Source organism: Bacillus mobilis (genome assembly GCF_001884045.1).
Taxonomy (GTDB): Bacteria; Bacillota; Bacilli; order Bacillales; family Bacillaceae_G; genus Bacillus_A; species Bacillus_A mobilis.
Map to the genome: position 1 here is coordinate 16,387 of NZ_MACF01000019.1, position 24,997 is coordinate 41,383.

General features: G+C 34.5%; 22 protein-coding genes. 13 read left to right on the forward strand and 9 right to left on the reverse strand.

Annotated elements, in window-relative coordinates; all coding sequences use genetic code 11:
• The first annotated feature begins 21 nt into the window (after window positions 1-21).
• Together BAQ44_RS01085 and BAQ44_RS01090 are read left to right on the forward strand one after the other, a co-directional pair.
• Window positions 22-1,761, forward strand: a complete 1,740-nt coding sequence (locus BAQ44_RS01085) for an amidohydrolase (RefSeq protein WP_071720322.1) — start codon at window positions 22-24, stop codon at window positions 1,759-1,761.
• An 84-nt stretch (window positions 1,762-1,845) separates the two neighbouring features.
• Complete coding sequence (locus BAQ44_RS01090) at window positions 1,846-2,892, forward strand: agmatine deiminase family protein (RefSeq protein ID WP_071720324.1); 1,047 nt, start codon at window positions 1,846-1,848, stop codon at window positions 2,890-2,892.
• 48 nt (window positions 2,893-2,940) lie between these two features.
• On the opposite strand, the gene pepF is transcribed toward BAQ44_RS01090, so the two are convergent.
• Complete coding sequence (gene pepF / locus BAQ44_RS01095) at window positions 2,941-4,728, reverse strand: oligoendopeptidase F (RefSeq protein ID WP_071720326.1); 1,788 nt, start codon at window positions 4,726-4,728, stop codon at window positions 2,941-2,943.
• Between the two features lie 116 nt (window positions 4,729-4,844).
• The gene (locus tag BAQ44_RS01100; RefSeq protein WP_071720327.1) at window positions 4,845-5,636 is read right to left on the reverse strand and encodes an arylamine N-acetyltransferase family protein; all 792 of its coding nucleotides are present in this window, start codon (window positions 5,634-5,636) and stop codon (window positions 4,845-4,847) included.
• A 216-nt stretch (window positions 5,637-5,852) separates the two neighbouring features.
• Here BAQ44_RS01100 and amyS point away from each other — a divergent pair, with 216 nt between their 5' ends.
• Window positions 5,853-7,394, forward strand: coding sequence for an alpha-amylase (amyS, locus tag BAQ44_RS01105; RefSeq protein ID WP_071720328.1), 1,542 nt, complete (start codon window positions 5,853-5,855; stop codon window positions 7,392-7,394).
• Between the two features lie 94 nt (window positions 7,395-7,488).
• Here amyS and BAQ44_RS01110 read toward each other — a convergent pair whose 3' ends face one another.
• Window positions 7,489-8,244: an exosporium leader peptide-containing protein gene (locus tag BAQ44_RS01110; RefSeq protein WP_071720329.1), complete on the reverse strand. Its 756-nt coding sequence runs from the start codon at window positions 8,242-8,244 to the stop codon at window positions 7,489-7,491.
• Between the two features lie 378 nt (window positions 8,245-8,622).
• On the opposite strand from BAQ44_RS01110, the gene BAQ44_RS01115 reads away from it, so the two are divergent.
• From BAQ44_RS01115 to BAQ44_RS01135, 5 genes are all read left to right on the forward strand, one after another.
• On the forward strand, window positions 8,623-9,342 hold the full coding sequence (locus BAQ44_RS01115; protein ID WP_071720331.1) for a hypothetical protein: 720 nt from the start codon (window positions 8,623-8,625) through the stop codon (window positions 9,340-9,342).
• Between the two features lie 452 nt (window positions 9,343-9,794).
• Entirely contained in the window at window positions 9,795-11,696 is a 1,902-nt protein-coding gene (locus BAQ44_RS01120) for an endonuclease MutS2 (protein WP_071720333.1), read from the forward strand.
• A gap of 6 nt (window positions 11,697-11,702) precedes the next feature.
• Window positions 11,703-12,227, forward strand: coding sequence for a GNAT family N-acetyltransferase (locus BAQ44_RS01125; RefSeq protein WP_071720335.1), 525 nt, complete (start codon window positions 11,703-11,705; stop codon window positions 12,225-12,227).
• A gap of 160 nt (window positions 12,228-12,387) precedes the next feature.
• On the forward strand, window positions 12,388-13,098 hold the full coding sequence (locus tag BAQ44_RS01130; RefSeq protein ID WP_071720337.1) for a histidine phosphatase family protein: 711 nt from the start codon (window positions 12,388-12,390) through the stop codon (window positions 13,096-13,098).
• 271 nt (window positions 13,099-13,369) lie between these two features.
• Entirely contained in the window at window positions 13,370-14,152 is a 783-nt protein-coding gene (locus tag BAQ44_RS01135) for a putative protein N(5)-glutamine methyltransferase (protein ID WP_071720338.1), read from the forward strand.
• Between the two features lie 165 nt (window positions 14,153-14,317).
• Here the strand turns inward: BAQ44_RS01135 and BAQ44_RS01140 are convergent, their stop codons facing one another.
• The gene (locus tag BAQ44_RS01140) at window positions 14,318-15,283 is read right to left on the reverse strand and encodes a quinone oxidoreductase family protein (protein ID WP_071720340.1); all 966 of its coding nucleotides are present in this window, start codon (window positions 15,281-15,283) and stop codon (window positions 14,318-14,320) included.
• 123 nt (window positions 15,284-15,406) lie between these two features.
• On the opposite strand from BAQ44_RS01140, the gene BAQ44_RS01145 reads away from it, so the two are divergent.
• A complete protein-coding gene (locus BAQ44_RS01145) occupies window positions 15,407-16,300 on the forward strand; it encodes a LysR family transcriptional regulator (protein WP_071720344.1) in 894 nt (297 codons plus the stop codon).
• A gap of 135 nt (window positions 16,301-16,435) precedes the next feature.
• On the opposite strand, the gene BAQ44_RS01150 is transcribed toward BAQ44_RS01145, so the two are convergent.
• Window positions 16,436-16,972: a GNAT family N-acetyltransferase gene (locus BAQ44_RS01150; RefSeq protein ID WP_071720346.1), complete on the reverse strand. Its 537-nt coding sequence runs from the start codon at window positions 16,970-16,972 to the stop codon at window positions 16,436-16,438.
• 553 nt (window positions 16,973-17,525) lie between these two features.
• On the opposite strand from BAQ44_RS01150, the gene BAQ44_RS01155 reads away from it, so the two are divergent.
• On the forward strand, window positions 17,526-18,287 hold the full coding sequence (locus tag BAQ44_RS01155) for a CPBP family intramembrane glutamic endopeptidase (protein ID WP_071720348.1): 762 nt from the start codon (window positions 17,526-17,528) through the stop codon (window positions 18,285-18,287).
• A gap of 215 nt (window positions 18,288-18,502) precedes the next feature.
• On the opposite strand, the gene BAQ44_RS01160 is transcribed toward BAQ44_RS01155, so the two are convergent.
• On the reverse strand, window positions 18,503-18,991 hold the full coding sequence (locus tag BAQ44_RS01160; RefSeq protein WP_071720350.1) for a DinB family protein: 489 nt from the start codon (window positions 18,989-18,991) through the stop codon (window positions 18,503-18,505).
• Between the two features lie 183 nt (window positions 18,992-19,174).
• Between BAQ44_RS01160 and BAQ44_RS01165 the strand changes: the two genes are divergently transcribed.
• Window positions 19,175-19,651, forward strand: coding sequence for a DinB family protein (locus tag BAQ44_RS01165; RefSeq protein ID WP_116758345.1), 477 nt, complete (start codon window positions 19,175-19,177; stop codon window positions 19,649-19,651).
• A gap of 240 nt (window positions 19,652-19,891) precedes the next feature.
• Entirely contained in the window at window positions 19,892-20,929 is a 1,038-nt protein-coding gene (locus tag BAQ44_RS01170; protein ID WP_116758346.1) for a DUF4003 domain-containing protein, read from the forward strand.
• Window positions 20,930-21,012: 83 nt separating this feature from the next.
• Here BAQ44_RS01170 and BAQ44_RS01175 read toward each other — a convergent pair whose 3' ends face one another.
• On the reverse strand, window positions 21,013-21,777 hold the full coding sequence (locus BAQ44_RS01175) for a DUF817 domain-containing protein (RefSeq protein ID WP_071720356.1): 765 nt from the start codon (window positions 21,775-21,777) through the stop codon (window positions 21,013-21,015).
• A 259-nt stretch (window positions 21,778-22,036) separates the two neighbouring features.
• Here BAQ44_RS01175 and BAQ44_RS01180 point away from each other — a divergent pair, with 259 nt between their 5' ends.
• Window positions 22,037-22,588, forward strand: a complete 552-nt coding sequence (locus BAQ44_RS01180) for a GNAT family N-acetyltransferase (protein ID WP_071720357.1) — start codon at window positions 22,037-22,039, stop codon at window positions 22,586-22,588.
• Between the two features lie 92 nt (window positions 22,589-22,680).
• Here BAQ44_RS01180 and BAQ44_RS30740 read toward each other — a convergent pair whose 3' ends face one another.
• Window positions 22,681-23,979: an ABC transporter permease subunit gene (locus tag BAQ44_RS30740; RefSeq protein WP_161491741.1), complete on the reverse strand. Its 1,299-nt coding sequence runs from the start codon at window positions 23,977-23,979 to the stop codon at window positions 22,681-22,683.
• A gap of 1 nt (window position 23,980) precedes the next feature.
• The gene (locus BAQ44_RS01185) at window positions 23,981-24,949 is read right to left on the reverse strand and encodes an ABC transporter permease (protein ID WP_249024714.1); all 969 of its coding nucleotides are present in this window, start codon (window positions 24,947-24,949) and stop codon (window positions 23,981-23,983) included.
• Between the last annotated feature and the right edge of the window lie 48 nt (window positions 24,950-24,997).

Genomic DNA, 24,997 nt, shown 5'->3' on the forward strand with positions numbered 1-24,997 from the left:
ATAATAAAAAGGAGAAAGAATATGAAAAAAACAATCATGATTATTTGTCTGATTCTAAGTATGACATTGGTTTCAGCATGTACTCCTGGAGGAGAAGGTGAGAATGGTAGCTTTGTTCTACCTAAGGAATTGCCTAAAAATGTAGTGTTTAAAAATGGTACAATCTATACTTCAAATGGAAAGCAAGACATTGTAGAGGCTGTAGCCGTTAAAGAAGGGAAAATTACATTTGTTGGTTCAAACAAAGATGTAGAAAAATTTATAAATGAAGATACGAAAGTGGTGGATTTACAAGGGCGTTTTATTCTTCCTGGTTTTGTGGACAATCATAATCATATATTTGAGGCGAGATCACCAGCAGCAGGGAATTGTAGTGTCTCACCAGATGCTTCGTTGCAAGAACAACGCTCGTATTTAAGGGCTTGTAAAAAAGATATGAAAGATGGCGAATGGGTAAGTGGAACAGGATTTAGTTTGGAAGAGTTGTTAAAAGACATGGACGAAAAGTCAGAACAACAAACGCCATTACAAGTTCTTGATGAGTTATTTCCTAATAACCCGGTATTAATTATGGAAAGAACTTCTCATTCTGTATGGGTTAACTCAAAAGCATTGGAAGTAGCGGGAATAAATAAAGATACGAAAGATCCGCAAGGCGGAAGAATTATCCGGGATCCAGAAACAGGAGAACCTTTCGGGCTTCTGTATGATACAGCAGGGGATATCGTAATGGAAAAAGCATGGAATTCTCAGCCTAAACTCTTTGAAAAAAATTATGAAGGTTTGTTAGACGGTTTAGATGAGGTTGCGAAGAATGGTATTACTACAGTCGGCGATGGACGTCTCTACTGGAAACGAGGCTGGTTAGATGTTTGGAATAAAGTTAACGATGAGAAAAAGTTAACGTCACGAGTAGTACTGCGTCCGTGGGTATATCCGAACTTAAATGAAACAGAACAAATTGAGTATTTCAAAAAAATTAAGCGTGATGATGTATCATCTCGAATGCTTATTAATCAAGTGAAGATGTATAGTGATGGAATTAGCATTAACAGTACTGCTAAAATACTAGAAAAATATAAATTTGAGTGGTTTAAAGGAACACCGTACGGTTTGAACTATATTCCAGAAGAAAAAATGAAATGGTGGTTGACGGAACTCAATAAACTTGGTTACGGTGCACTCATTCATACGATTGGAGATGGCGGGGTAAGAGAGAGTTTAAATGCAATTGAAGCTGCGAAAAAAGAAGGGGCGAATCAGCCTTATACGCTTACGCATGTTGAAATGGTAGAAGATAGTGATATAAATCGTTTTGCTAAGTTAGGTATTAGCGCTGATTTCCAAGTAGGTCATGATTTTGCAGAAGATCCTAAACAAAGCTGGGCAAGTACGTATTTTTCAAATCAACAGATGGAACGAATTATGCCGTTAGGACGCATTTGGAAGACAGGAGCAAACGTATCACTTAGTAGTGATTGGGATGTAAATGAACTAAATCCACTTGTGACGATTTCGAATGCGCTAAGTATTGAAGAGAAAGGCTTATCTGATATATATGCAGCTATTGATGCTTATACGATTAAGCCCGCCAAAGCATTAGGTCTTGATAATATTACTGGTTCAATTGAAGTAGGTAAATCAGCCGATATGATATTACTAAATGAAGATATTACTAAAATGAGTTTCGATAAGATTCCAGATGCGAAAGTTTTAGTGACGGTTTTACAAGGAGAAGTAGTGTATCACAAGGGAGAATGAAGAATTAGTTAGTATATTTCTGTTGACCTTAACACGATGTCAAAGTTTAGACTAAACTTACATTCGAAGAAAGGATGAACACGTATGAGAAATATAGAAAATAGTTTGTTTTATATGCCAGCTGAGTGGGAAAAGCATGAGGGGACATGGCTCCAATGGCCTCATGATAAAGCTCATAGGGGTGAAGGTTACAGAACTAAGCTAGATGATATTTGGGTAACGATGGCAAAGGAGCTTCATTACGGAGAAAATGTGCATATTGTTGTATATGATGAGGAAGAAAAAGTACATGTCCAAACGAAGTTAATGGAAGAGAAAGTGGACATGGATAAAATTGATTTTTTAATTGAAAAAACGGATGATATTTGGATAAGAGATAATGGACCGATTTTTGTAAAAGATAAGGAAGGCAATCTCTGCTTAACGCACTGGATTTTTAATGGCTGGGGTGAGAAATATCCGTATGAAAATGATGCTGTTGTTCCGGCAAAAATAAGTGAAACGTATAGCATTCCAAAAGTTAATTCTAGTGTCTGTCTAGAGGGCGGGGGAATAGAGATAAACGGAAATGGAACCTTAATGGCGGCAAAAACTTCTATTATAAATGAAAATCGAAATCCTACATTAAGTCAGGAAGAGATTGAAATAGAGTTAACGAAGCATTTAGGGGTAGCGAATTTTATATGGATAACGGGCATTCGCGGTGAGGATAATTATGATGAAGATACAGATTACCATATTGATGGGGCAGCACGTTTTGTAAATGAAAATACAATTCTTTATGAATATGATCCTTTCGGGGAAAGTGAATCCTACCTTTTGGAGGCGTACGAAAAACATTATCAAGAATTGCGACAAGCAAGAAATATAGATGGAAAACCATTTCAGCTCATACCAGTACCGGTGACAAGAAAAATGGTAAAAGAAGCAGACTGTAAGGGCTCATATTTGAACTTTTATATTGGAAATGAAGTTGTATTAGTTCCTATATATGGTGATGAACATGACAAGTTAGCGCTTCAAATGATGGAAGGGCAGTTTCCGGGAAGAAGAATTGTTGGTATTTATGTAAACGAATTGTTTGCGTATGGCGGCATGATTCACTGTGTAACGCAGCAACATTTAGCATAAAGTAACTGAAATGAAAAAAGCATGCAGAGCATATACTCTGCATGCTTTTTATAATGCTGAAAACTCTTCAACAAGTGAGCTAAAACGATTTAGTGCACTTTCAATCGGTTCTGGCGTAGTTAAATCAACTCCAGCTTTTTTCAGTAAGTTTAATGGATAGTCAGAACTTCCGCCTTTAAGGAATTCAATATAATGTTTTTGAGCATTTGGATCGCCACTCAATAACTTATCAGCAATTTGGATTGCAGAAGCGAATCCAGTTGCATATTTGTACACGTAAAATGGACGATAGAAATGTGGTATTCTAGCCCATCCGTATTTTACTTCTTCGTCAAATACGAGGGAGTCGCCATTATACTCTCTAAATAAGTTTTCATAAACTTCGCTAAAGACTTGGGCATTTAATGGTTTACCTTGCTCAGCCATTGAATGTGTGATTTTTTCAAACTCAGCGAACATGATTTGTGTAAAGAAAGTGCCTTTAAATTTCTCAATGAAATGGTTTACTAAATGATTGCGTACAGCAGCATCTTTTGCTTCTTTTAATAAATGATGAATTAATAGCACTTCATTTACTGTAGATGCGACTTCTGCGACGAAAATAGTATAGTGTGCAGAAATTCTTGGTTGGTATCCGTGAGAGTAATGTGTATGCATGCCGTGTCCACATTCATGAGTAAGAGTGAAAAGGCTATTTAAATCATCGTGATGATTTAAAAGTATGAAAGGATGAACACCGTATACACCAAAGTTATAAGCGCCGGAACGTTTTCCAGGTGTTTCTCTCACATCTATATAGCGTTTATCTTTAAAGGTTTTTAATGTTTCAATATATTCTTCACCTAAAGGAGCTAGTGATTCGATCATCATGTCAAATGCTTTGTCATATGGAATGTCTTGTTTTACACCCGCTACTAAATCAACGCCTAAGTCGTATTGACGTAGTTCGTCTACATTTAATTTTTCTTTTCGAAGTTCATTATAAGTATGTAGTGATTGAATATTTTTTTTCGTCGTCTCAATTAGATTTTCATATACTTCTTTCGGAACCATGTCGCCAAATAATGACTTTTCTAAAGCTGATGGATATTTTCTTAGCTTTGAAACAGTAACATTATTTTTAATAGCAGCAGATAAAGTGGAAGCGATAGAATTCTTTAATTGAACGTACGGTTTGTAATAAGCTTTATAGGCTTCTTTACGTTTCTCACGATTTTCATCTTCTATTAACTTTGCATACATTCCGCGCGTTAAAGTAACTTTTTCTCCTTCATCAGTCGTCACTTCACCAAATAGTATATCTGCATTATTTAACATGCCGTATGTATGTTGAGGGGAGGAAAGTGCTTCGCCCATTTGTGATAAAATCTCTTCTTGATCCTTATTTAATACGTGTTTTTTATAACGGTACAATTCAAATAAGTCTTCTTTATAGTATTGTAAACCTTCTGCTTCTTCTATGTAAGAATGTAATGTGTCTTCATCTATGCTAAGTAAGAATGGGGAAAAGAAAGATTTAGCCGCACTTACTTTCACATGTAATTGTGATACTTTATCGACAAGAGATTGAGCGTCAGTATTGCGCGTATCAAGATCAGATTGTAATCGTGCATAAGCAAACATTAAAGATATTATGCTAGAAGTTTCTTCGCTCTTTGTTAAATAGGCTAATAAACTATTGCCATCCTGAATGTTTCCATTAAACTCGTGTAATTCTTTCGTTAATACTTCAATTTTATGAAAATCGCTTTCCCAATCTTCGATTGTATGATAAATATCCGTTAAATCCCATTTCTCTTTATCATCTACTTGTAGTCGATCTTTAAGTTCAGTCATAATCATTTCCTTTCTAAATATGTAGTTATATTCCTATATAACTATGAAATACAACAAATTGCAAAAAATCCCTGCTGAAAATTAAAAAGCCTTGCTAAATGGCAAGGCTTAAAAAATTATAATGCAATTCCGAATTTTGAATGTAAAAGATTTTTATATTGCACATCTGTAACGTTTTCTTTCGTTTTTTTACCGTTTTTCGCTATTGTCAGACTATCCTTTGTTAAAGATGCATGCCCATCTTCAGTTAGTTTTACAATAAGAGGTACTTTGTTAAATGGTGAGCCCTCATGTTCAACGATAATTTTTTGTGCTGCATTTGCTTTTTCTTCATTCACTTCTTCTATATAAAATGCATAGCCTAACGTCCAATCATCAGCAGAAGATTGATCCAAAAACTCATTGTTTTTACGCATCTCTAAAATATAGTTTCCCTTTTCGGTCATTTCTTTACGAATACGATAATCTCCTGTGACGGAGTGAATGACTTCACCTGAGAAAGGGACAGGTGCAAGAGGTAAGTATGATCCGAATCCTACTTCAATTAAATAAAGTTTATTATGGTGTGTTAAAACAGTTGCGATATGACTAGAATCAACAGCCCATATAGAATTTGCAGCATTGTACACTGTTCCTGAAACGAGATAAACATCAAATCCAACGTCTTTAAGGAAGTAATACATAGTAGGATTGAGTTCATAACAAAGACCGCCCCGGTTGTTTACTAAAATTTTTTCTTTTAGATTTTCTTTTGATATTTCTGTAAAGTTGTTTTCGAGTATATTTAAGTTTTCAAAAGGGACAGTTTGCGCCATCGCGTACATAATGTTAGGTAAATCTTCAAATGAAACGTTGTGTTTTTCTTCTATATGTAATCTTGAAAAAAATTGTTTTTGAAAGTCCGTCATAGAAACCCCTCCGTTATGCTTTTATAGATAAATTGTAAACAATCTTGAATAAGATGTGAAATAAAAACTATGGTGTAGTATTTGGTGAATATGTGAAGTTAGTCTAAAAAATAATGTGGGAGAGTGAGAGATTGCTACTTTACTAATTGTAGAACGAATATTATAATAATTTCGATAAACTATGCAAACGTTTTCTTGGGAGGGGATGTTGTAAATATGTTAAAAAAAATAACAGTAGTCGGCTTATCGGTTGTTTTGTTTTTACCTAGTATACATGGAGGAAGTAAAGTGTATGCAGATAAGGTTAACAATGGAACGTTAATGCAATATTTTGAGTGGTATGCTCCAAATGATGGGAATCATTGGAACCGCTTGCATTCAGATGCTGGAAATTTAGCTCAGAAAGGAATTACATCTGTTTGGATACCGCCTGCATATAAAGGAACTACGCAAAATGACGTAGGATATGGAGCATATGATTTATATGACTTAGGGGAATTCAATCAAAAAGAAACGGTACGAACAAAATATGGGACGAAAGCACAATTGAAATCTGCAATCGAAGCTTTACATAAGCAAAACATCGATGTATACGGCGATGTAGTTATGAATCATAAAGGTGGAGCAGATTATACTGAAAATGTAACGGCTGTTGAGGTAGACCGTAACAATCGAAATGTTGAGGTATCAGGTGATTATGAAATTAATGCATGGACGGGGTTTAACTTTCCTGGGCGCGGAGATACTTATTCTAATTTCAAATGGAAATGGTATCATTTTGACGGAACGGATTGGGATGAAGGAAGGAAATTAAATCGAATTTATAAATTTAGGGGTATAGGTAAAGCGTGGGACTGGGAAGTGTCTAGCGAGAATGGAAATTATGATTATTTAATGTATGCAGATCTTGATTTTGATCATCCAGATGTTGCGAATGAGATGAAAAATTGGGGGACGTGGTATGCGAATGAATTAAATTTAGATGGCTTTCGTTTAGATGCTGTTAAACATATTGATCATGAATATTTACGCGATTGGGTAAATCATGTCAGACAGCAAACAGGGAAAGAAATGTTTACGGTGGCTGAATATTGGCAAAATGATATTCAAACTTTAAATAATTATTTAGCGAAGGTCAATTATAATCAATCTGTATTTGATGCACCACTGCATTACAATTTTCATTATGCTTCAAAAGGAAATGGGAATTATGATATGAGAAATATTTTAAATGGAACAGTAATGCAAAATCACCCTGCACTCGCAGTTACTCTCGTTGAGAATCATGATTCTCAGCCTGGACAGTCATTGGAATCTGTAGTAAGTCCGTGGTTTAAACCGTTGGCATATGCATTTATTTTAACTCGTGCAGAGGGCTATCCTTCAGTTTTCTATGGTGATTACTATGGGACAAACGGAAATAGTAGTTATGAAATTCCAGCGTTAAAAGATAAAATTGATCCAATTTTGACGGCACGAAAAAACTTTGCATATGGTACGCAGCGTGATTATTTAGACCATCCAGATGTAATTGGATGGACAAGAGAAGGTGATGGTGTACATACGGATTCCGGTCTAGCAACATTAATCTCAGATGGACCAGGAGGATCAAAGTGGATGGAAGTTGGAAAGAATAACGCAGGGGAAGTATGGTACGATATGACGGGTAATCAAACAAATACTGTAACAATTAATAAGGACGGGTGGGGGCAGTTCCATGTAAGTGGAGGATCAGTTTCCATATATGTTCAGCAGTGAATTGGTGATAAAAAAGAAGAGGAAGAATGAAATATAAGTCATCCTCTTCTTTTTATATTGTTATCATTTCTAAATTTTTATTTTCATAAATGAATTAGTCGACTTTTAAAACAACGAGAGATGCGTTGGAATAAATAATATCACCTGTAGCTTCTCTTATTAGGACTCGAAGAACGTCTCCTTGGGTTAAAGGTAATAAATCAGTTCTGGCGGATGTAGCTCTTACCCCAGAACCACCACCAACTCGTGATTCAATTCCGAATTGAATCGAATCGTTTATTGTAAGATTTAATATGCTAGATGAAATAGCTTGTATCGCAAATACGATTGAAAAGGATACAGCGTATACACCAGTGGTATTAATTGTAATGGAGTGGTCTACTGGATTTAGAGTAGTTCCACTAACAGGTCCTGGAATGGTAAAGTTAACATTTGTATTAACCACTGCTGAAAAACCGATACCTACTTCAGAAGTTATTGTTCCAAATACGGGGAGGATCCCTAAACCAGTTGCTCCAGTAGGACCAGTTATTCCAATTCCAGTAGGTCCTGTACCCCCAGTAGGACCAGTTATTCCAATTCCGGTAGGTCCTGTACCCCCAGTAGGACCAGTAGTTCCAATTCCAGTAGGTCCTGTAATCCCAGTGGGACCAGTAGTTCCAATTCCGGTAGGCCCTGTACCCCCAGTAGGACCAGTTATTCCAATTCCAGTAAAACCTGTCGCACCGGTAGGTCCTGTGATTCCAGTAGGTCCGGTCGGAAATGTAAATGGTGGAATTGGTGGTAGTGTGGGACCGATTAAACCTGGTTCAAGAGCAGGTCCATGTAAAATAATATATTGTTCGCTCATATAGTAACCTCCTATGATTGCTTGTCATAATTATTAAATGTATTAGAGAAAGTAAATGACATTCGCAATAGCGGAGGCGCTTATTTAATTTTTTTGCAGTGAAATTAAAGTTATTACTTTAGAGTTCGATACAATAAAAAACTGTATTGTGATTGCTATAGAACTAAATATTAGTATGTTTTTAACGTGATTTTCATAGATATTATATTTGCTTTACGATAAAATGATTATAGTGTAAAATTACACTGTAAGTGTAAAATGATAATAAATGAGTGTTTTTACACTTTGGGTTGTGAGAAGAAGTTCTTTATATAAATCGTAATTTAAAATCCATAAGGACATTTCTGTATAGGCAGTAGTAGCAAAAGGAGAGGCAATATGAAAAGAATAATAATGAAATATAGCATAATGTTTAGTTTATTACTATTAACATCATGTGATATATCGGATGAAGAAATTGAACGAAAAGCACAAAGTTATACAAAATCGGAGCATGGTATTTCTGTGAAACTAGATCGAATTGAAATACCCGAACAAGGTAAGGATTTTTTAGGTCCAAACAAACGGACAGCTTATGTACAGCAAGTAGATGAACCATATTTGCAATTTCAAATATCCTTCGATGGACGAAGCTCTCCAAAGGTAAATAATGATAACTATAAAATAAAAAAAGAAGCGAATGATTTACGAGAAAGGTTCAATACATATTATGAAGAAAAAAGGAATAATACTATACTTACTTTCGAGAAAATGCAGACAGGGGATACTATTTTCGGTAAGAATGAAGAGAAAAAAATAGCGAAGAAACATCCGAAGCATTATGTTACGGCAGTTTTCAGAAGTAATATCTTTTTGGATGTAAACAACCGTGCACATATGGAGACATTAGCTGAGGTTGCAAGAAGTATTCAGGAATTTAATAAAACGATTGAAGATAGTAAAAGTAGTGTGGATGATATAACGATTCAGTTGCCAAATGCTAATAAGGATGTATTACTGCATATTGCGGTAGATTATATAGTAACGGCTGAAGATGCGAAAAAGACTCTTGAGAAAAAGGTTGATTATATGAAAGCTTTACAATCTGCAAGGGAATAGTCTGACACCTTTACTTCTCACAAAACATATAGTATGATGATTTCAGTAAATTAGATTTCAATGACTATAATATAAATTAATGAGAGGTGCTTTTTGTGAGTGCGGTAGGTACTAAATAGGAAAAATTTAATGAAATAAATCGGATAAGACCAGGGGATTTTTATGTATATCATACCCCTAATTTTGTCATGGATTTATTTCGATACCTATGAAGATACCTACAATACTTTATAAAGCGTGTAATAAGGGGATTGCCATCCGTTTTTATGGCTTATTTCCTCATATGTTATTACTCATGCCTTGTAAATGTAAAAGCTGCGGTATCCCCGCAGCTTTTTTGTATATGTTTTTAATGTATAAAAATGGTAATTGAATCATGTAGGGCTCATTGGAATCTAATGAGTAGGTATCTTCATTTATGATAAAAATCAATCATAGTGAGGAGAAACAAAATGAATACGATGACTTTTGAAAAGTTACAATATAACGAATTAAAGGATATAGTGAAATCTTATTGTGTAAGTGGGTTAGGTAAAGAATTATTAAATAAATTAGAACCGAGTACGAGTATAAAAGTAGTGAGGAATCGCTTAAATGAAACGACAGAAGCACGAGCTATAGTAGATGCAGAAGGGCATGTTCCTTTCTTCGGCATTTCAAATATTGCTAGTACAATTCAAAAATTAGAAAAAGGGATGATTTTAGATCCTGAAGAGTTAGTAAGTGTTTCAGACTTTTTACGTGGTTGTAGAAAGATTAAAAAGTTTATGTTAGATAAAGAATTTTTTGCGCCAGTATTAGCTTCTTATGGGAATTCAATGACTGAATATAAAAGTATTGAAGAGGAAATTAACTTTTCCATTAAAGGCAATAGTATTGATGCAGCTGCGAGTAAAGAGTTAAAACGAATTCGAAATAACATTGATTCTGTAGACGGAAAAATAAAAGAGCGCTTAACGAAGTTTTTAAATAGTAGTGCAAATAAGAAGTATATTCAAGAATTCTTTATTAGTAAGAAAGATGATAGGTATACGATTCCAATTAAATCTTCTTATAAAAATCAAGTTGCGGGAAGTATAGTTGAAGCGTCCGCTAAAGGTTCTACTGTATTTATAGAACCGCATACGGTTACAAAGTTAAATGCGGAACTTACAGGTTTGAAAGCAGAAGAAGCGATGGAAGAGTATCAAATTTTAGCGACTTTATCAGGGATGGTAGTAGAAAATATTTATCATATAAAAATTAATATGGAATTAATTAGTCAGTATGATATGGTATTTGCGAAAGCAAAGTTTAGTAAATCAATCGATGGAATAGAGCCGAAGTTAAATGATCATGGCTACATTCATTTAGTGAATTGTAAGCATCCGCTTTTAAATGGGAAAGTAGTACCGTTAAATTTTGAAATCGGTCAAAGTTATCGTAGTTTAATTATTACAGGGCCAAATGCGGGCGGAAAGACAATCGTATTAAAGACAATTGGGCTACTAACATTAGCAACAATGTCAGGCTTGCATATTGCTGGAGATAAAGAAACAGAAATTGCTATTTTTGAAAATGTATTTGTAGATATTGGTGATAATCAAAGTATCGAAAACGCACTAAGTACATTTTCATCTCATATGAAAAACTTATCTGAGATTATGAGGATGTCAAATAATAATACGTTGTTACTATTTGATGAAATAGGAAGTGGGACTGAACCGAATGAAGGAGCAGCACTTGCAATTTCTATTTTAGAGGAGCTTTATCTTGCAGGATGTATTACAGTTGCGAGTACGCATTATGGTGAAATTAAACGCTTCTCAGAAATGCACGATGATTTTATGAACGCAGCGATGCAATTTAATAGTGAGACACTAGAACCGCTTTATAAATTAGTAATCGGTAAATCAGGTGAAAGTAATGCGCTTTGGATTGCGAATAAAATGAACGTAACAGAGCGTGTACTACAAAGAGCGAAAGAGTACATGGAAAATAAAGAATATGCTTTAGAGAAATTGAATGAAAGCAAAATTAGAAAACCGAAATTCGTGCAAGAAAAAAGAGAAAATCATTACGAGTATAAAATCGGCGATCGTGTAAATGTATTAGATTATGATGATTTTGGTATTATCTATAAGGAAATAGATAATTTCTATAACGTCGTTGTATATTATAACGGTGAATTTGTTGAAGTGAATGTAAAACGTATAACGTTAGAGGTAGCGGCGAAGGAATTATATCCAGAGGGGTACGACTTAAATACACTATTTGTCGATTATAAAGAAAGAAAAATGCAACATGATATAGAGCGCGGATCGAAAAAAGCGCTTCGTAAAATCCAAAAAGAAATAAGAAAGAATAGAGGATAATATAGAATGGTAACGATTAGACAAGAGCAAAAAAACGATTATAGAAAAACAGAAGAAGTGGTACAACAAGCATTTTTCCATGAAGAATTTAGTGATAAAACAGAACATGAACTTGTAAAACGTATTAGAGAATGTGACGCGTTTATTCCTGAATTATCAATCGTTGCAGTAGATGAGGAAATCGTTGGTCACATTATGTTATCTAAAATTACGATAGAACAAGGTGCAACTTCTGTAGAATCATTAGCGCTTGCACCGGTATCAGTTGCTAGGAAGCATCAGAAAAAAGGAATCGGTGGGAAGCTTATTGTAGCTGCGTTAGAAAAAGCGAAAGAACTTGGATACGGGGCAGTTGTAGTATTAGGACATCCAGAGTACTATCCGAAATTTGGTTTTAAGAAAGCAAGTGAGTGGAATATAAAAGCACCGTTTGAAGTGCCTGAAGAGGTGTTTATGGTGGTGGAATTAAGGGAGAATGCTCTTGAAGGTGTAGAAGGAGTTGTTCAGTACTCGAGTGCATTTGCTCAGTAGGAATATCAGTTAAGAAATGTAATCATAAAAGATGCTATCTTTTTGTAGAGATATACAGAAAGATAGCTTTTTTTATTAAACAAATTCACTTGCGTATATTTTGCTCAATGAATAATTAAGGTGGTAAAATTGATATAGAAATGTAAAGGGAGAGAATATGATGAAGAATCGAGAAACAGATAGCAATGAGAATGTAGTTACGTTATATGTTACAAGACACGGTAAAACGATATTAAATACGAATCATCGCGCGCAAGGTTGGGCAGACTCTCCATTAGTAGAAAAAGGTGTGGAAGTTGCCTCTAATTTAGGAACAGGATTAAAAGATGTTCATTTTGCGAATGCGTATAGTAGTGATAGCGGCCGAGCGATTGAAACTGCTAATTTAGTATTAAAATATAGTGAGCAAACAAAATTGAAACTAGAGCAAAGAAAACATTTACGAGAATTAAATTTTGGTATTTTTGAAGGTGAAAAACTTGAAAATATGTGGGATGTGGTTGGAAAAGCTGCGGGTGTTACATCACCTGAAGAACTCATGAAGTTTTCTATTCAAGAAGTGATTAATCTCATTAGAGCAGCAGATCCTACGAAACAGGCGGAAGATTGGGAATTATTTTCTACTCGTATAAAAGAAGAGATTGATAAAATTAGTGAAGAATCTGCTGCAAATGGAGGTGGCAACGTTTTAGTTGTCGTTCATGGGCTTTTGATTACTACATTAATCGAAATGTTAGACAGTAGCCAAACAAAACTTGGAGTAGAGAATGCTAGTGTGACGAAGATTATATATCAAAATGGAACATACACAGTCGAGTCGGTTGGAGATATGAGCTATGTTGCAAAAGGGAAAGAAAGTGTGGAAATATAATTAAATCTCAAATAGAAATAAGAAAAGGAGGCTAGAAAATCTAGCTTCCTTTTCTTATTTCTATTTATAAAATTAGGTTGGGGTATTTTAGTGAAAATATCCATTATGTAGAGTATTTCTTTGTTCAACAGTTGGATCATTTAATTGAATAAAGGTGTAGCTTTTTGAATAAGGCCATTTTGCTGAAAAGGATATCTCCAATTTTTAACGAATACAGGGTTATAAATAAGAAAAAGTGGTGAGATAAATAGGGAGAGAATTTAATTTCTTTTTGGAAAATAAAACGGAGAAATGTATCATTAACAGGCTTCGGAGCGCGGGGTGTGTTTTCGCAGAAGATGAGACCCGGTTACTTATGTCAGAGGCAGAAACCCCAGAGGATTTAAAGAAAATGGTGGAAATGCGGGCCCATGGTTTACCACTTGAATATGTTGTTGGATACGCAGCATTCTGTGGATTGCGGATAGAAGTGGACCGAGGTGTTTTCGTGCCTCGTCAACGTACAGAGTTTCTTGTTCACCAGGCAAAAGCTCTGTCATGTTTTGATGATATCGTCGTTGATCTATGTTGCGGGTCAGGGGCTGTGGGTGTAGCTCTGGTGGAAGCTTTAGGACAAGTTGAGTTGTATTCTGTTGATATTGACCCTGTCGCAGTACGATGTGCAAGCCGCAACGTAACAAATTTCGGTGGACATGTTTTTGAAGGTGACTTGTATAATGCTTTGCCTCATTCACTTAAAGGTCGTGTGAATACCTTAGTTGCAAACGTACCATATGTTCCTACCAAGGCAATAAAGCTACTCCCACAGGAAGCTCGCCTACATGAACCAAAGATAGCGCTTGACGGGGGAGAGGATGGACTTCACATTCAGCGAAGAGTAGCAAAAGAAGCATTTCTCTGGCTAGCACCGGGAGGTCATCTTTTAATAGAGACGAGTGAAATGCAGGCAACTCAGACCTTTGCAATTTTTGCTGATGCTGGGCTTACTCCGAAATTGGTTAGAGATGAGGAACTAGACGCTACTGTCGTTATAGGAGTGAATTCTCGTTTTTAGCATAAATTAGTACGTAGTTTTATTTACAAATGAGCACAAAATTTACACGGACCCGTTATTTGAAGAAGAAAGGACATAACATATGTTATGTCCTTTCATTTATTAACTGTTTTCAATTCAGGTCTTGATAAAATCGAATTTAACTTCCTTTTTAAGTGGTAACGATTAAGGGATTAATAAAATCTTCCCTGTACTTTTTCTGCTCTCTAATAATTCATGGGCACGGGCACCGTCTTCTAAAGAGAATGTAGTAGGATTTGCAATTTTTACTTTCTCGGCCATAATCCATTCGAATAATTGAGAGGAGCGTTCTTTTCTCTCTTCATAAGATGTAAGCACGTTCCAAAGGTCTCCGCCAGTTAAAGTTTTCGAAGTATCCATAAGCATACGCGGATCAACGGGCGCAGGATTACCGCCGGCCATTCCGTAAAATACGACAGTACCACCAGTTTTAGTTGTGCTAAAACTTTCCTCTAATGTAGAACCTACTGATTCATATACAACATTTACTCCATCACCGTTTGTTATTTCAAGTACTTTCGCAGGCCATGATTCCGTATATAAAAATACATGATCAGCACCAGCTAATGTAGCTATTTGTGCTTTTTCTTTTGATGATGTGAGGCCGATTACTTTTCCGCCTAGTAGTTTAATTATTTGAATAAGAAGTTGCCCAACACCACCAGCGGCAGCATGTACTAAAGCTATATCACCTTGTTTTATTTGATAGCTATCGTTCGTTAAATAATGTGCTGTTAGACCTTGCAATAAGACAGAAGCGGCTGTTTCAAAAGAAATAGAATCTGGAAGCTTAATTGCTTTCTCAGACGGAACAGCAACTAGCTCTGCATTTGCAAATGGGACATCAGCAAATGCAATGCGGTCTCCAGGATTAATATTCGTAACGTCAGCTCCTACTTTTTCAACAATACCAGCGCCTTCATAACCTAATACATAAGGCGGATTGCCAGCGAGATGATAATCACCGCGGCGTCTATAAATATCGGCGAAATTTAAACCGATTGCTTTCGTGCGGACAAGAATTGCATTTGGATTTATGATTGGATCATTTAGTTCTTTATATTGTAGTACATCCGGATTTCCGAACTGTTCGAAACAAAGTGCTTTCATATGGAATACCTCCATTTGTATTGTTTGTCGATGCTCTTTATCATACAATACATATATCAATAGACAAAGAGGATTATTTCGATGAAATCAATCGGAAATATCGATTGAAAAGAGGGATGATAAATGGAGATAAAACAGTTAATTACATTTAAAATAGCGGCACATACTTTGAATTTTACACAAACTGCGAAGAAATTAAACTTTGCTCAATCGAGCGTAACGGCGCAAATTAAAACGTTAGAAGCTGAGTTAGGTACGCCGTTATTTGAAAGATTAGGGAAACGTCTTTTTTTAACTGAAGCAGGCAGAAAGTTTCAATTATATGCCGACAAGATGATTGCACTCAGTAACGAAGCGAAAATGGCTGTGAAAGATGATGAGGAAATAGCAGGTACGTTAATAATCGGTGCGCAAGAGAGTCAATGTACATATAGGCTGCCATCTATATTAAAGAGGTTTAAAGCACAATTTCCTCAAATAAAGCTTATATTTAAACCAGCACATTCCAATAAAGATGCGAAGGAACAATTGATGGAGGGTAAAGTCGATCTTGCTTTTATTTTGGACGAATGTAAAACAGAAGATGCTTTACATGTGGAGCCGCTTATGAAAGAAGAATTAAAAGTAGTAGCTGCTTCAGGGCATTATTTACTCGAGCAAACTTCCGTTTCTATAAAAGATTTAGAAAGGGAAACACTTTTGTTAACAGAACTTGGTTGCTCGTACCGAACTTTATTTGAAGAGCTATTTCGTACAGAAGATGTGTATCCAGCAAATAAAATTGAGTTCGTTAGTGTCGAGGCAATTAAACAATGTGTTATTGCAGATTTAGGTATAGCCGTTTTACCAGCGATAGTAGTAGAAAAAAATATACGAGAGGGGACTATAAAACAGTTACATGTAGAAAATGTAATTTCACCGATTTATACACAAATTGCTTGGCATAAAGATAAGTGGATGACAGCTCCGTTACAACAATTTATTGATGTGACGAGGGAGTTTTTTACGACGGATTAAGTGGAGAAATTGGTATTAATATTAGTATAAAAGTGTTCGGAGTGTTATTTGATTTTGATATAAAAGTGAAAGAGCCTTACTGCATTTTATTGTGGTAAGGTTCTTTCAAGTTGTTAATAGTTTAAGAACAGTTATTTACAAGGACATATCTTTATAATCACTTTTAAGTATCGCCATAATAATTTCATCCGAGTACGTATCGTTATAAAATAAAGATTGGCGTAAGGTGCCTTCTTTTACAAACCCAACCTTTTCATAAGCTTTAATTCCGCGTAAATTATGGCTAAAAACTTCTAACTGTAACCGATTTAATGATAGGTTTTCAAAAACAAACCTTAAAACAATTGTAATTGCTTCAGTTCCATAGCCTTTTCCTGTTAATGCTATGGAAAGCATTGATATTCTGAATACTGCTCTTTTGTTCTCCTCATCGATATTTAAAATCGACAACTCTCCAATCATTTCGTTAGTGCTTTTTAAACAAATAGCGAAATCATAGCGACTTGAATCATTATTTATATGATCTATATGTGCTTTAATTTGCTCAAATGAAAAAGTAGACTTGGTTCCAGTCATATATCTTATTTCATCATCCATTGTACTTTCTAATATAATAGGCGCATCTAGCTGACAAAGAGGTCTTAAATAAATTCTGTCACTCTCTAATCTCATTATAAATTTCTCCTTAAGGTTGGTGATAGAGTATCTAAATGTTTTTGATAAGAGTTGTATTGTTTGAAAAGTATGAGTCTTACTTTAATGTTACATGAATTTTATAATGATATGGTATACCTAAAATAAATGATAAAAGTTTTATACACAACAAAATATATCATTAAACTATTTGTTATTATCATTATTATTGTTTTTCATTCCACTTTTAAATGAACATGAGTTTTTTCTAGATAGTTTAAGTAGAAAATAAGTATGTACCACTAATCTGCATCGTAGTTCAACAAGAACTAAATAATTTTATCGACACTTTAAAAGAGCGTGTTTTGATTATTTTTCAAAATAAGCCCTTTCTTTTTGTTTATTCCCGATTAACGGATAGTAAGACACCATATTCGAGTCGCGAATGAAGCAAAGTAGGTAGGGGGAAGTTTGTCCACTCATAAAAGCTGGATAGAGTATGGATGTTTCTTTAGTATTTTGGAATAATTTAACATAATATGTTTTCTTTCATCCAAATTTATGCTGTAATTAAAACAAAGGAGGCAAGTAAATGGGGAAAGAAATTAAACGGTATGTAATGTGCACTTTGATATTTACATGGATACTATGGGGGCTACTAATTAACTTAATAAAATTTAACATTACGACATTTGGTACACCGCTAGCGATGATAGTATTTGTTTTTGGGGGAATCATGCCGGCAATCGTTGCAATTAGCTTAAAGAAAAAATATGGATCAAAAGAAGATTTCAGAGTGTTTATAAAAAATGTTGTTAATCCTAAGTATCATTTTTTATGGTATATTCTAATCGTTGTTTTGGCTTTTATTAGTTGTTATCTGCCAATAATATTTGGTGGAGCAACGATGCAAAAACCATTATACGTGGCATTGCTTAGTTTTCCAATAATGATCGTTGGTGGTGGTCTTGAAGAAATCGGATGGAGAGGATTCTTACAGCCTGCCCTTCAGAAAAGGTTTTCGGCATTTTTTAGTACGATTATTGTGAGCTTTATATGGGCTATTTGGCACTGGCCGTTATGGTTTATTCCGGGCACGAATCAAACTCAAAGGGATTTTATAGCTTTTATAATTACGACAATTGCCATATCGTTCTTATTAACTACAATTTTTAACGCAACTAAAAGTATTTTTATGTGTCTAACTTTCCATGCGCTTCTTAATTCTTTTTGGAGTGTGTATGTGCCAAATGATAAAGTGTTACCAGCATTTTCAACTTTTATTTTCGGGATTTTCGTGTTTATTGTGTATAAAGTCGTAATAAAAAGAAAGAATCTCTTATTGATTAGGTAACTGAAATAATAAAAGGAAACATATTAATATATTTTATTATGGATATGAAACTAATTAATAAGAACACGACACAAACATAATTAAAAAATAATACAGGTTTGTGCCGCAAAAAAATTGTAAAACTATAAACAGCGTCAAAAAGAATGAAGAGCCTTTCCGTATACATATACAATGTTAACGATAGTTATAGTAGTTCATTTGCTAAAACAACCGAATTAACTAAGGTCCGTATCCGGAGGATTGTACCCAAGGTGACGAGCCATTGATACAATTTGTCCTTTATGATGAAATTCATGTGTCTCTGTATGAGTTAAAAGCCATAGTGGTGTTGTGCTCCAAGGTTCTTTTTGCCATTTCACTTCATTTGCTATATTTTCGAGCCAGCGGTCATTGTATTCATCTAAAAAACGTTGTACAGTCGCCTCTACTAACTTAAATCTATCACGGACTTTGGCGACATCTGCATGCTCAATTTCATCATCACTAGCGAATGAAAAATCTGCTCGTTTTTGATTGAATGCGAATGATCCAAGCCAGTATCGATAGCAATCGGCTACATGAATATGTGTCTTTATAATGCTACCGCCCCCGAAATTCGGAACAGTGCTATGTAATTTTTCTAATGGGATTTCTTCCAAAAACGAAAATAGGGTTTCTCTTGTAGAGCTAATAAGATGATATTGTTGTTTTAAAATATGTAACATGTAATTACACTCCTCTTTTATTTATTAAACTATTTGTGTAGTAAGTAATTCTATATTTATTAGGGGTGAACCTTTTAAATGTTTTTACAAAGCATATTAGATGTATTTCTTCATTGTTTCTGATAGATTAAACAAGATGAAACTTTAATAAGTTGAACATTCTTAGTTCATAATAAATGGTACATGGAGAAGGGGAACGATAAAATGAATAGAATAATTGGTTTAAAACAATTTGAAATAACGCGTGGGGCATTACTTAAATTTATGGAAACGTTAGATGATAAAACTGTGGATACACAGCCAGAGGGATTTAATAATACAATTCGTTGGCATATTGGTCATGTGTTAACGGCAGCAGAAGTTTTCATGTTTGGAAAAGAATTCAAACAATTACCAACTGAATATCCAGGTATGTTTGGGTATGGATCAAGACCATCTAAATGGAAAACAGAGGGGCCGTCATTGGAAGTGTTAGCGGCTCAATTAAAAGAACAAGCAAAACGTATTAACGAAATTCCAGCAGAAGCGTTTGAAAATAAACTGCAAGAGCCATTCCTAGGATTGGAAACAGTAGGGGAGCTTTACGGCATGATGCTTTATCATGAAGCTGATCATATTGGACAAATGAAGGCGATGGAACGTATGATTAAAGCTCTTTAGTTTAAATTGCATATAGAAAACGAGATCACAGATGGTTTGTCAAAAATGAGGTGTAAGTAGTTACAATCTTATTTTTGACAATACAGGTGTATAAATAGACAAAAAGGATAGATAATTTATTATCTATCCTTTTTGTCGTTGAGTTTCTTGAAGGATTATGAGTAGGAATAGTTATTACTTTTTGGTTTGCATAATAGAAAAATATTGAAGGAAATACAGAAATAAGGTTGCGAAATCTATATGAAATATAAGTATAATAGTAGAGAAGAACTAGAAATAGGGGTGAATACTATGATTACATTAGAACAAAAGTTGGAGCAATACACACATACATATGGACAGTTAAAGGGAGAGCTAAAATGGAAAACGAGTGATTCTCGAACTGGAATGATGATTGCTGCTATGTATACAGGTAGTGATAAATTGTTTGATCTTGGACGTTTTTTAGAAATTAGTAGTTATATTAAAAATCAAGTAGGGATGTTTTCATACTTAAAGTCTTATCATCGCTTTGTGGTGGCCGCAACATTAGATATTCACTTTACAGATTATAAGAAAGCTTTTCGGAAGTTTTTAGACTTATATGAACAATTGGTTGCTGGTGGTTTTAGCCGAAGTATATTTACTTATCTCGCAGCAGCTGTGCTTTTAACAGAAGAGAATGAACAGCATGGCACGCACATTCAGCTTTCGATGCAAGTATATAAACGTATGAAAGAGGATCACCTTTTTCTTACAAGTGCAAACGATTACCCACTCGCGGTTTTACTAGCAGGACAATCAGAGAATGTAGAAACACTTATGGACCGTGTAGAACGTCTTTATCAGAAACTAGCGGAAGCGGGTTTGCGTAAGGGGAATGACCTTCAATTTTTAAGTCATATTCTTTCACTAAAGAAAGATGCCCGTGAAGAAATGTTAGTTGCAACATGTACAAATATATGGAATTTGTTAAAACAAGAAAAAGTAAAAGTGAAACAGATGCATTATCCAGCAATCGGGCTACTAGCGTTACTTGAAGATGGAGAAAAAGAGATTCATGCTATTAAAGCGTTGATTGAAAAACTACAGGGGGAGAAATTATTCCGTTGGCAGACAGATGCGAATATTCTTATTGCCATTCAACTGTTCGTAAGTCAGAAAGGTGAGGAAAGTAAAGCTACCAACACAGGTTTACAAACAATGATAGAAGTCCTCATACAAGCACAACAAGCAGCTATGATGGCAACGATTGCCGCTTCATCTGTAGCAACCTCTTCAGCTAGTAGTAGTTCATAATGTGTAACTCCTTTAATAAGTAAGATAAAAAAGCCCATCACTTTCTCATGAGTGATGGGCTAACTATTTTTACATAATCAGTATTATCTTTTCGACGCCTTCAAATGTTTAAGTTGTGTAACAATCATAATGCTAATAACAACGAGTAAAAACCATGAACTAATTTTGCTTAAGTGAACGAAATTCCACGCTTCCCGTTGATTTGGATATTGCCATGCTCCGAAAAATGTTGCGATGTTTTCCGCAATCCAAATAAAGAAACCAATAAGGAAAAAGGAGAGAACGAGTGGCATTGTATATGTAACGCCTCGTAATGAAAATTCTACAAATGTCCGAAAGAAAACGATGAATAATAGTAAAGTTAATACCCATCTAAAGTCATATAGAAAATGATGTGTGAAAAAATTAAAGTAAATCATTGCTCCTAGCGGTACGGCAAAAATAGCCCTCGGCCAATGGTGCATTTGTAAATGCAATCTTCTCCACGCTTGGCATATGTAACTGGCAACACTTGCATACATAAAGCCACTGTAAAGCGGAACTCCAAAAACTTTTGAAAATGCCTCTTCAGGATAACTCCATGAACCGAAATGTACTTTATATATTTCTAGTAGAAGGCCGATGAAGTGGAAGACAGTAATTACTTTTAGTTCGTCTTTCGTTTCAAGTCCAGTTTTGTACATAATCCACTGCATAAGAAGACATACAATGAGTATGAAATCGTAGCGGTATAACCCTGGAATCGAAATGATTTTTGAAAGGGCTAGTGTTAAGAAAATAACGACTGGGAATAAACAGGATAATGCTTGTTCATAAGTAAAATAGAGTAGTTGTTTTACATAAAACATGTTTTCACCTTCTATGAGTTCTTGTTTTGATTGAATAATCTGAAGAATAATTTAGTATACTATAGTTCTAAATGATAGAGAACTATAATTAGTTTGTTTGAAAAAATAAAAAAATGTAAAATGAAGTTAATTCAATGTAGAGGAGATGTGCCAATGTCGGCGCTTATTGTAAGTATCCCGTTTATAAAGCAGTTTATGGAATAAGGGGATAAATAGGTTAAAATAAGTATCCCCGTTATTAAAAAAGGGGGAGTTTGAAATGACAGTGAATCTTTTTCAAAATAAAACAATGAAATTAACAGCTATGAGAGAAGCAGATGCTGAAGTAATGGCTATGTGGCAAGAAGATAGTGAGTATGTAAGGAATGTAGATACAGATGTAGCATTTCCGCAATCGATACAAGAAATAGCGAGTGATGGGCTATTAAAGGGGCGAAGATCGAATAGTGTTGCTTTCATGGTAAGGACAGTTCAAGAAGATCGCTTAATTGGTTTTGTTGCAATTCATGGCATAGAGTGGAATAACAGAACGGGTTTATTAGCAATTGGTATAGGAGATGCAAATGATAGAGGGAAAGGATATGGAAGAGAAGCGATCCATCTTATCTTAAAATATGCTTTCTATGAAATGAATTTACACCGCGTTGGCCTCGATGTTATTTCTTATAATAAAGCTGCTATTGAGTTGTATAAAAAAATGGATTTTCAGATAGAAGGCTGTATGAGAGAAGCAGTTCAAAGGGATGGGAAGTGTTTTGATCGTATCATTATGGGGATATTGCGAGATGAGTGGATAGAGCTGCAAAAATAAAAATGGTGGTAACAAGTTAATTATTCATACTATGAATAATTAACTGAAAAGGAAAACTAGGTAGGTACTAGTTTTCCTTTTTATTTTTGGTACTAATTATATGTTCTTATGAATAGTTTGTATCCTGTGAATAAAAGGGTACAGCCTAAAGCGAATGTTAATATTACTCCAGTTGAAAGATTAATAGAAGGATTAAAAACTAAAGTCGCTGTTTCGCCAGTTAGAACACTGTGAATATTCACGTAAGTAAATGGATTGTAAGGAGAAGAGAAACTCTTCATTCCAATAAAAGCTATAATACCTACAAAAGACGTTGTAATACTTAGGCTTTTTAGTAAAAGCGATGAAATATAGTAAAAAGAATATAGAAAAAATGTGAGTACAACAGTTAGTAATAATACTTGTCCGAAGTAATTTTTCAAAGTGATAAAGTGAAATTGATCTTTAATGGGATTTAAACTATTGTATTCACTGCCAAATGGATTAGGCTCTGATCCTTCGTATACAAGGACTGGATAATTGAAGCTCCCGACTCCTTTCGTAAAATAGCTACATAACAAAGGAATGAGTAGCATTAGTAAAACGAAAACAAGTGTAGAAAGGAATCCACTAAAATACTTCGTTAGAAATAATGATTTTCGTTTAATAGGCAAAGTATAGTAAAAATGCAAACCACGCTTCTTATTATTCATTTCAGAAGAAATATTATTTCCGAAAATAAAGCACCCCAATAAAATGAGTACTGGTATATAGTAGTACTGGATTATTTGATATAAAAATAATGAGCCAGTTGTACCATAACGCATAGTGCTCTTTTTCCATTGATCTAAGGCACTACCTGTAAATTGATCGTAAATTGTAAATAGGAAGGGGGTATAAGTAGTATTTTGAATAAATGGTTCAACTGTATTTTTTTTCAGTAATAATAATTCTTCCAACGTTGCTCGTGCTGTAAATAAGGAAATATTTTGTTTCTCAATGACGAGAGGGAAAGAGTTAGTGCCTTTTGAGCTCTTAAACATAAATTGTAACTGATTTATATTTTCTTCATATATGTCTTGCCAATTACCTTGAGAATAGTTCGTGATCCATTTGTTCTTCTTGGAAAGAGATTGCTGATATTCTTGAATAGCTAATTTACTTTCTGTGATTTTTTCAACATCGCCATTCTGTTCAGCTTCAATCTTTTGCAGTTCTAGTTCTTTTAAAGCCTGTTGCGAAATGTTAACGCTATATTGTGCAAATGATAAATTTCCACGCTGGATATCTTTCGCGACAGAATAATTTAAGAAATATAAACTACTAACGAAAAGAATAGAAGTTAATAAAGCAATCCATGTTGTTTTTTTCTTGAAAGATTTTTTGAATTCAAATTGGAAGAGTTGCTTCATATTACACACCTCGCTTTCGATTCATGCATATGGCACATAGTAAGAGCAAAAATGTACTTCCAATTAACACCACTGCACCTAATGGATAATATCCATTATTATCTAAAATGACGCGATCTATTTGTTGATAGGAAAGGGGGGATAGAAACGGATTAAAGCCGATTTTTGATAAAATGAAACCAATGCTCAAAATAAAAGTGAGAATTAAATATGTAACAAGAGTATTTCTTATCCAAAATCCAATGAGTACTAATAAGGAAATAGCTACAGTGGAATAAAATAGACTGTAAGTGAGAGCTGTTTTTAAGTATGTACCTGAACTAGTAATAGTTTCTGTTTTTGTGAAAAGCGGGTAATTAAAAATATTACCGGTAGATTTTCCGAATATTGTCGGTAGTATATAAGACAGTGAAAATACTAGTAAAATCCATAGGAGACTAACAACAAGTAAACTGAAAAATTTTATTAAGACATAGTGACTACGAGAAATAGGTAAAGTATAGGCTAACTTAATCGTATGGTCTTCAAATTCTTTCGTAATGACTGTACCTAGTAAGAATAGTAAAATAAAGAATCCTGGGGCATTGAGTAGTAGTGAAATTACTTTTTTCATAAATAGAGATGGTTGAATGGAAAGGTCAAGGTCTTCTTTTGGCAAACCTTGTTGTAATAAGTTTTCATTCAGTTGAATTGCTTTTTTCATATCTTTTTCGCTAGCTGAGAAACCTCCTTCTACTTGTTGAAAGCGCATAGCTAAGTCATACACTTTCATTTCAGTCTGTAATTCATTTTTCCACTTGTTATCTTTTACTTCTTGTATAAGTTGATTTAAATGTTTTAATAGCGGAAGTCCAATCTCTAATCGAGATTCAATTTTTGCGTTAGGTCCTTTTTTTAATGAATCTTGATCTCCTGTAACTTGATTAAAAACTTCTGTTTCGTATTTGGAAAAAAATTCGATTTTTTTCATTTGGACTATGTCTTGTTTTAGTGCATTATGAAGAAATAACCCGCAGAT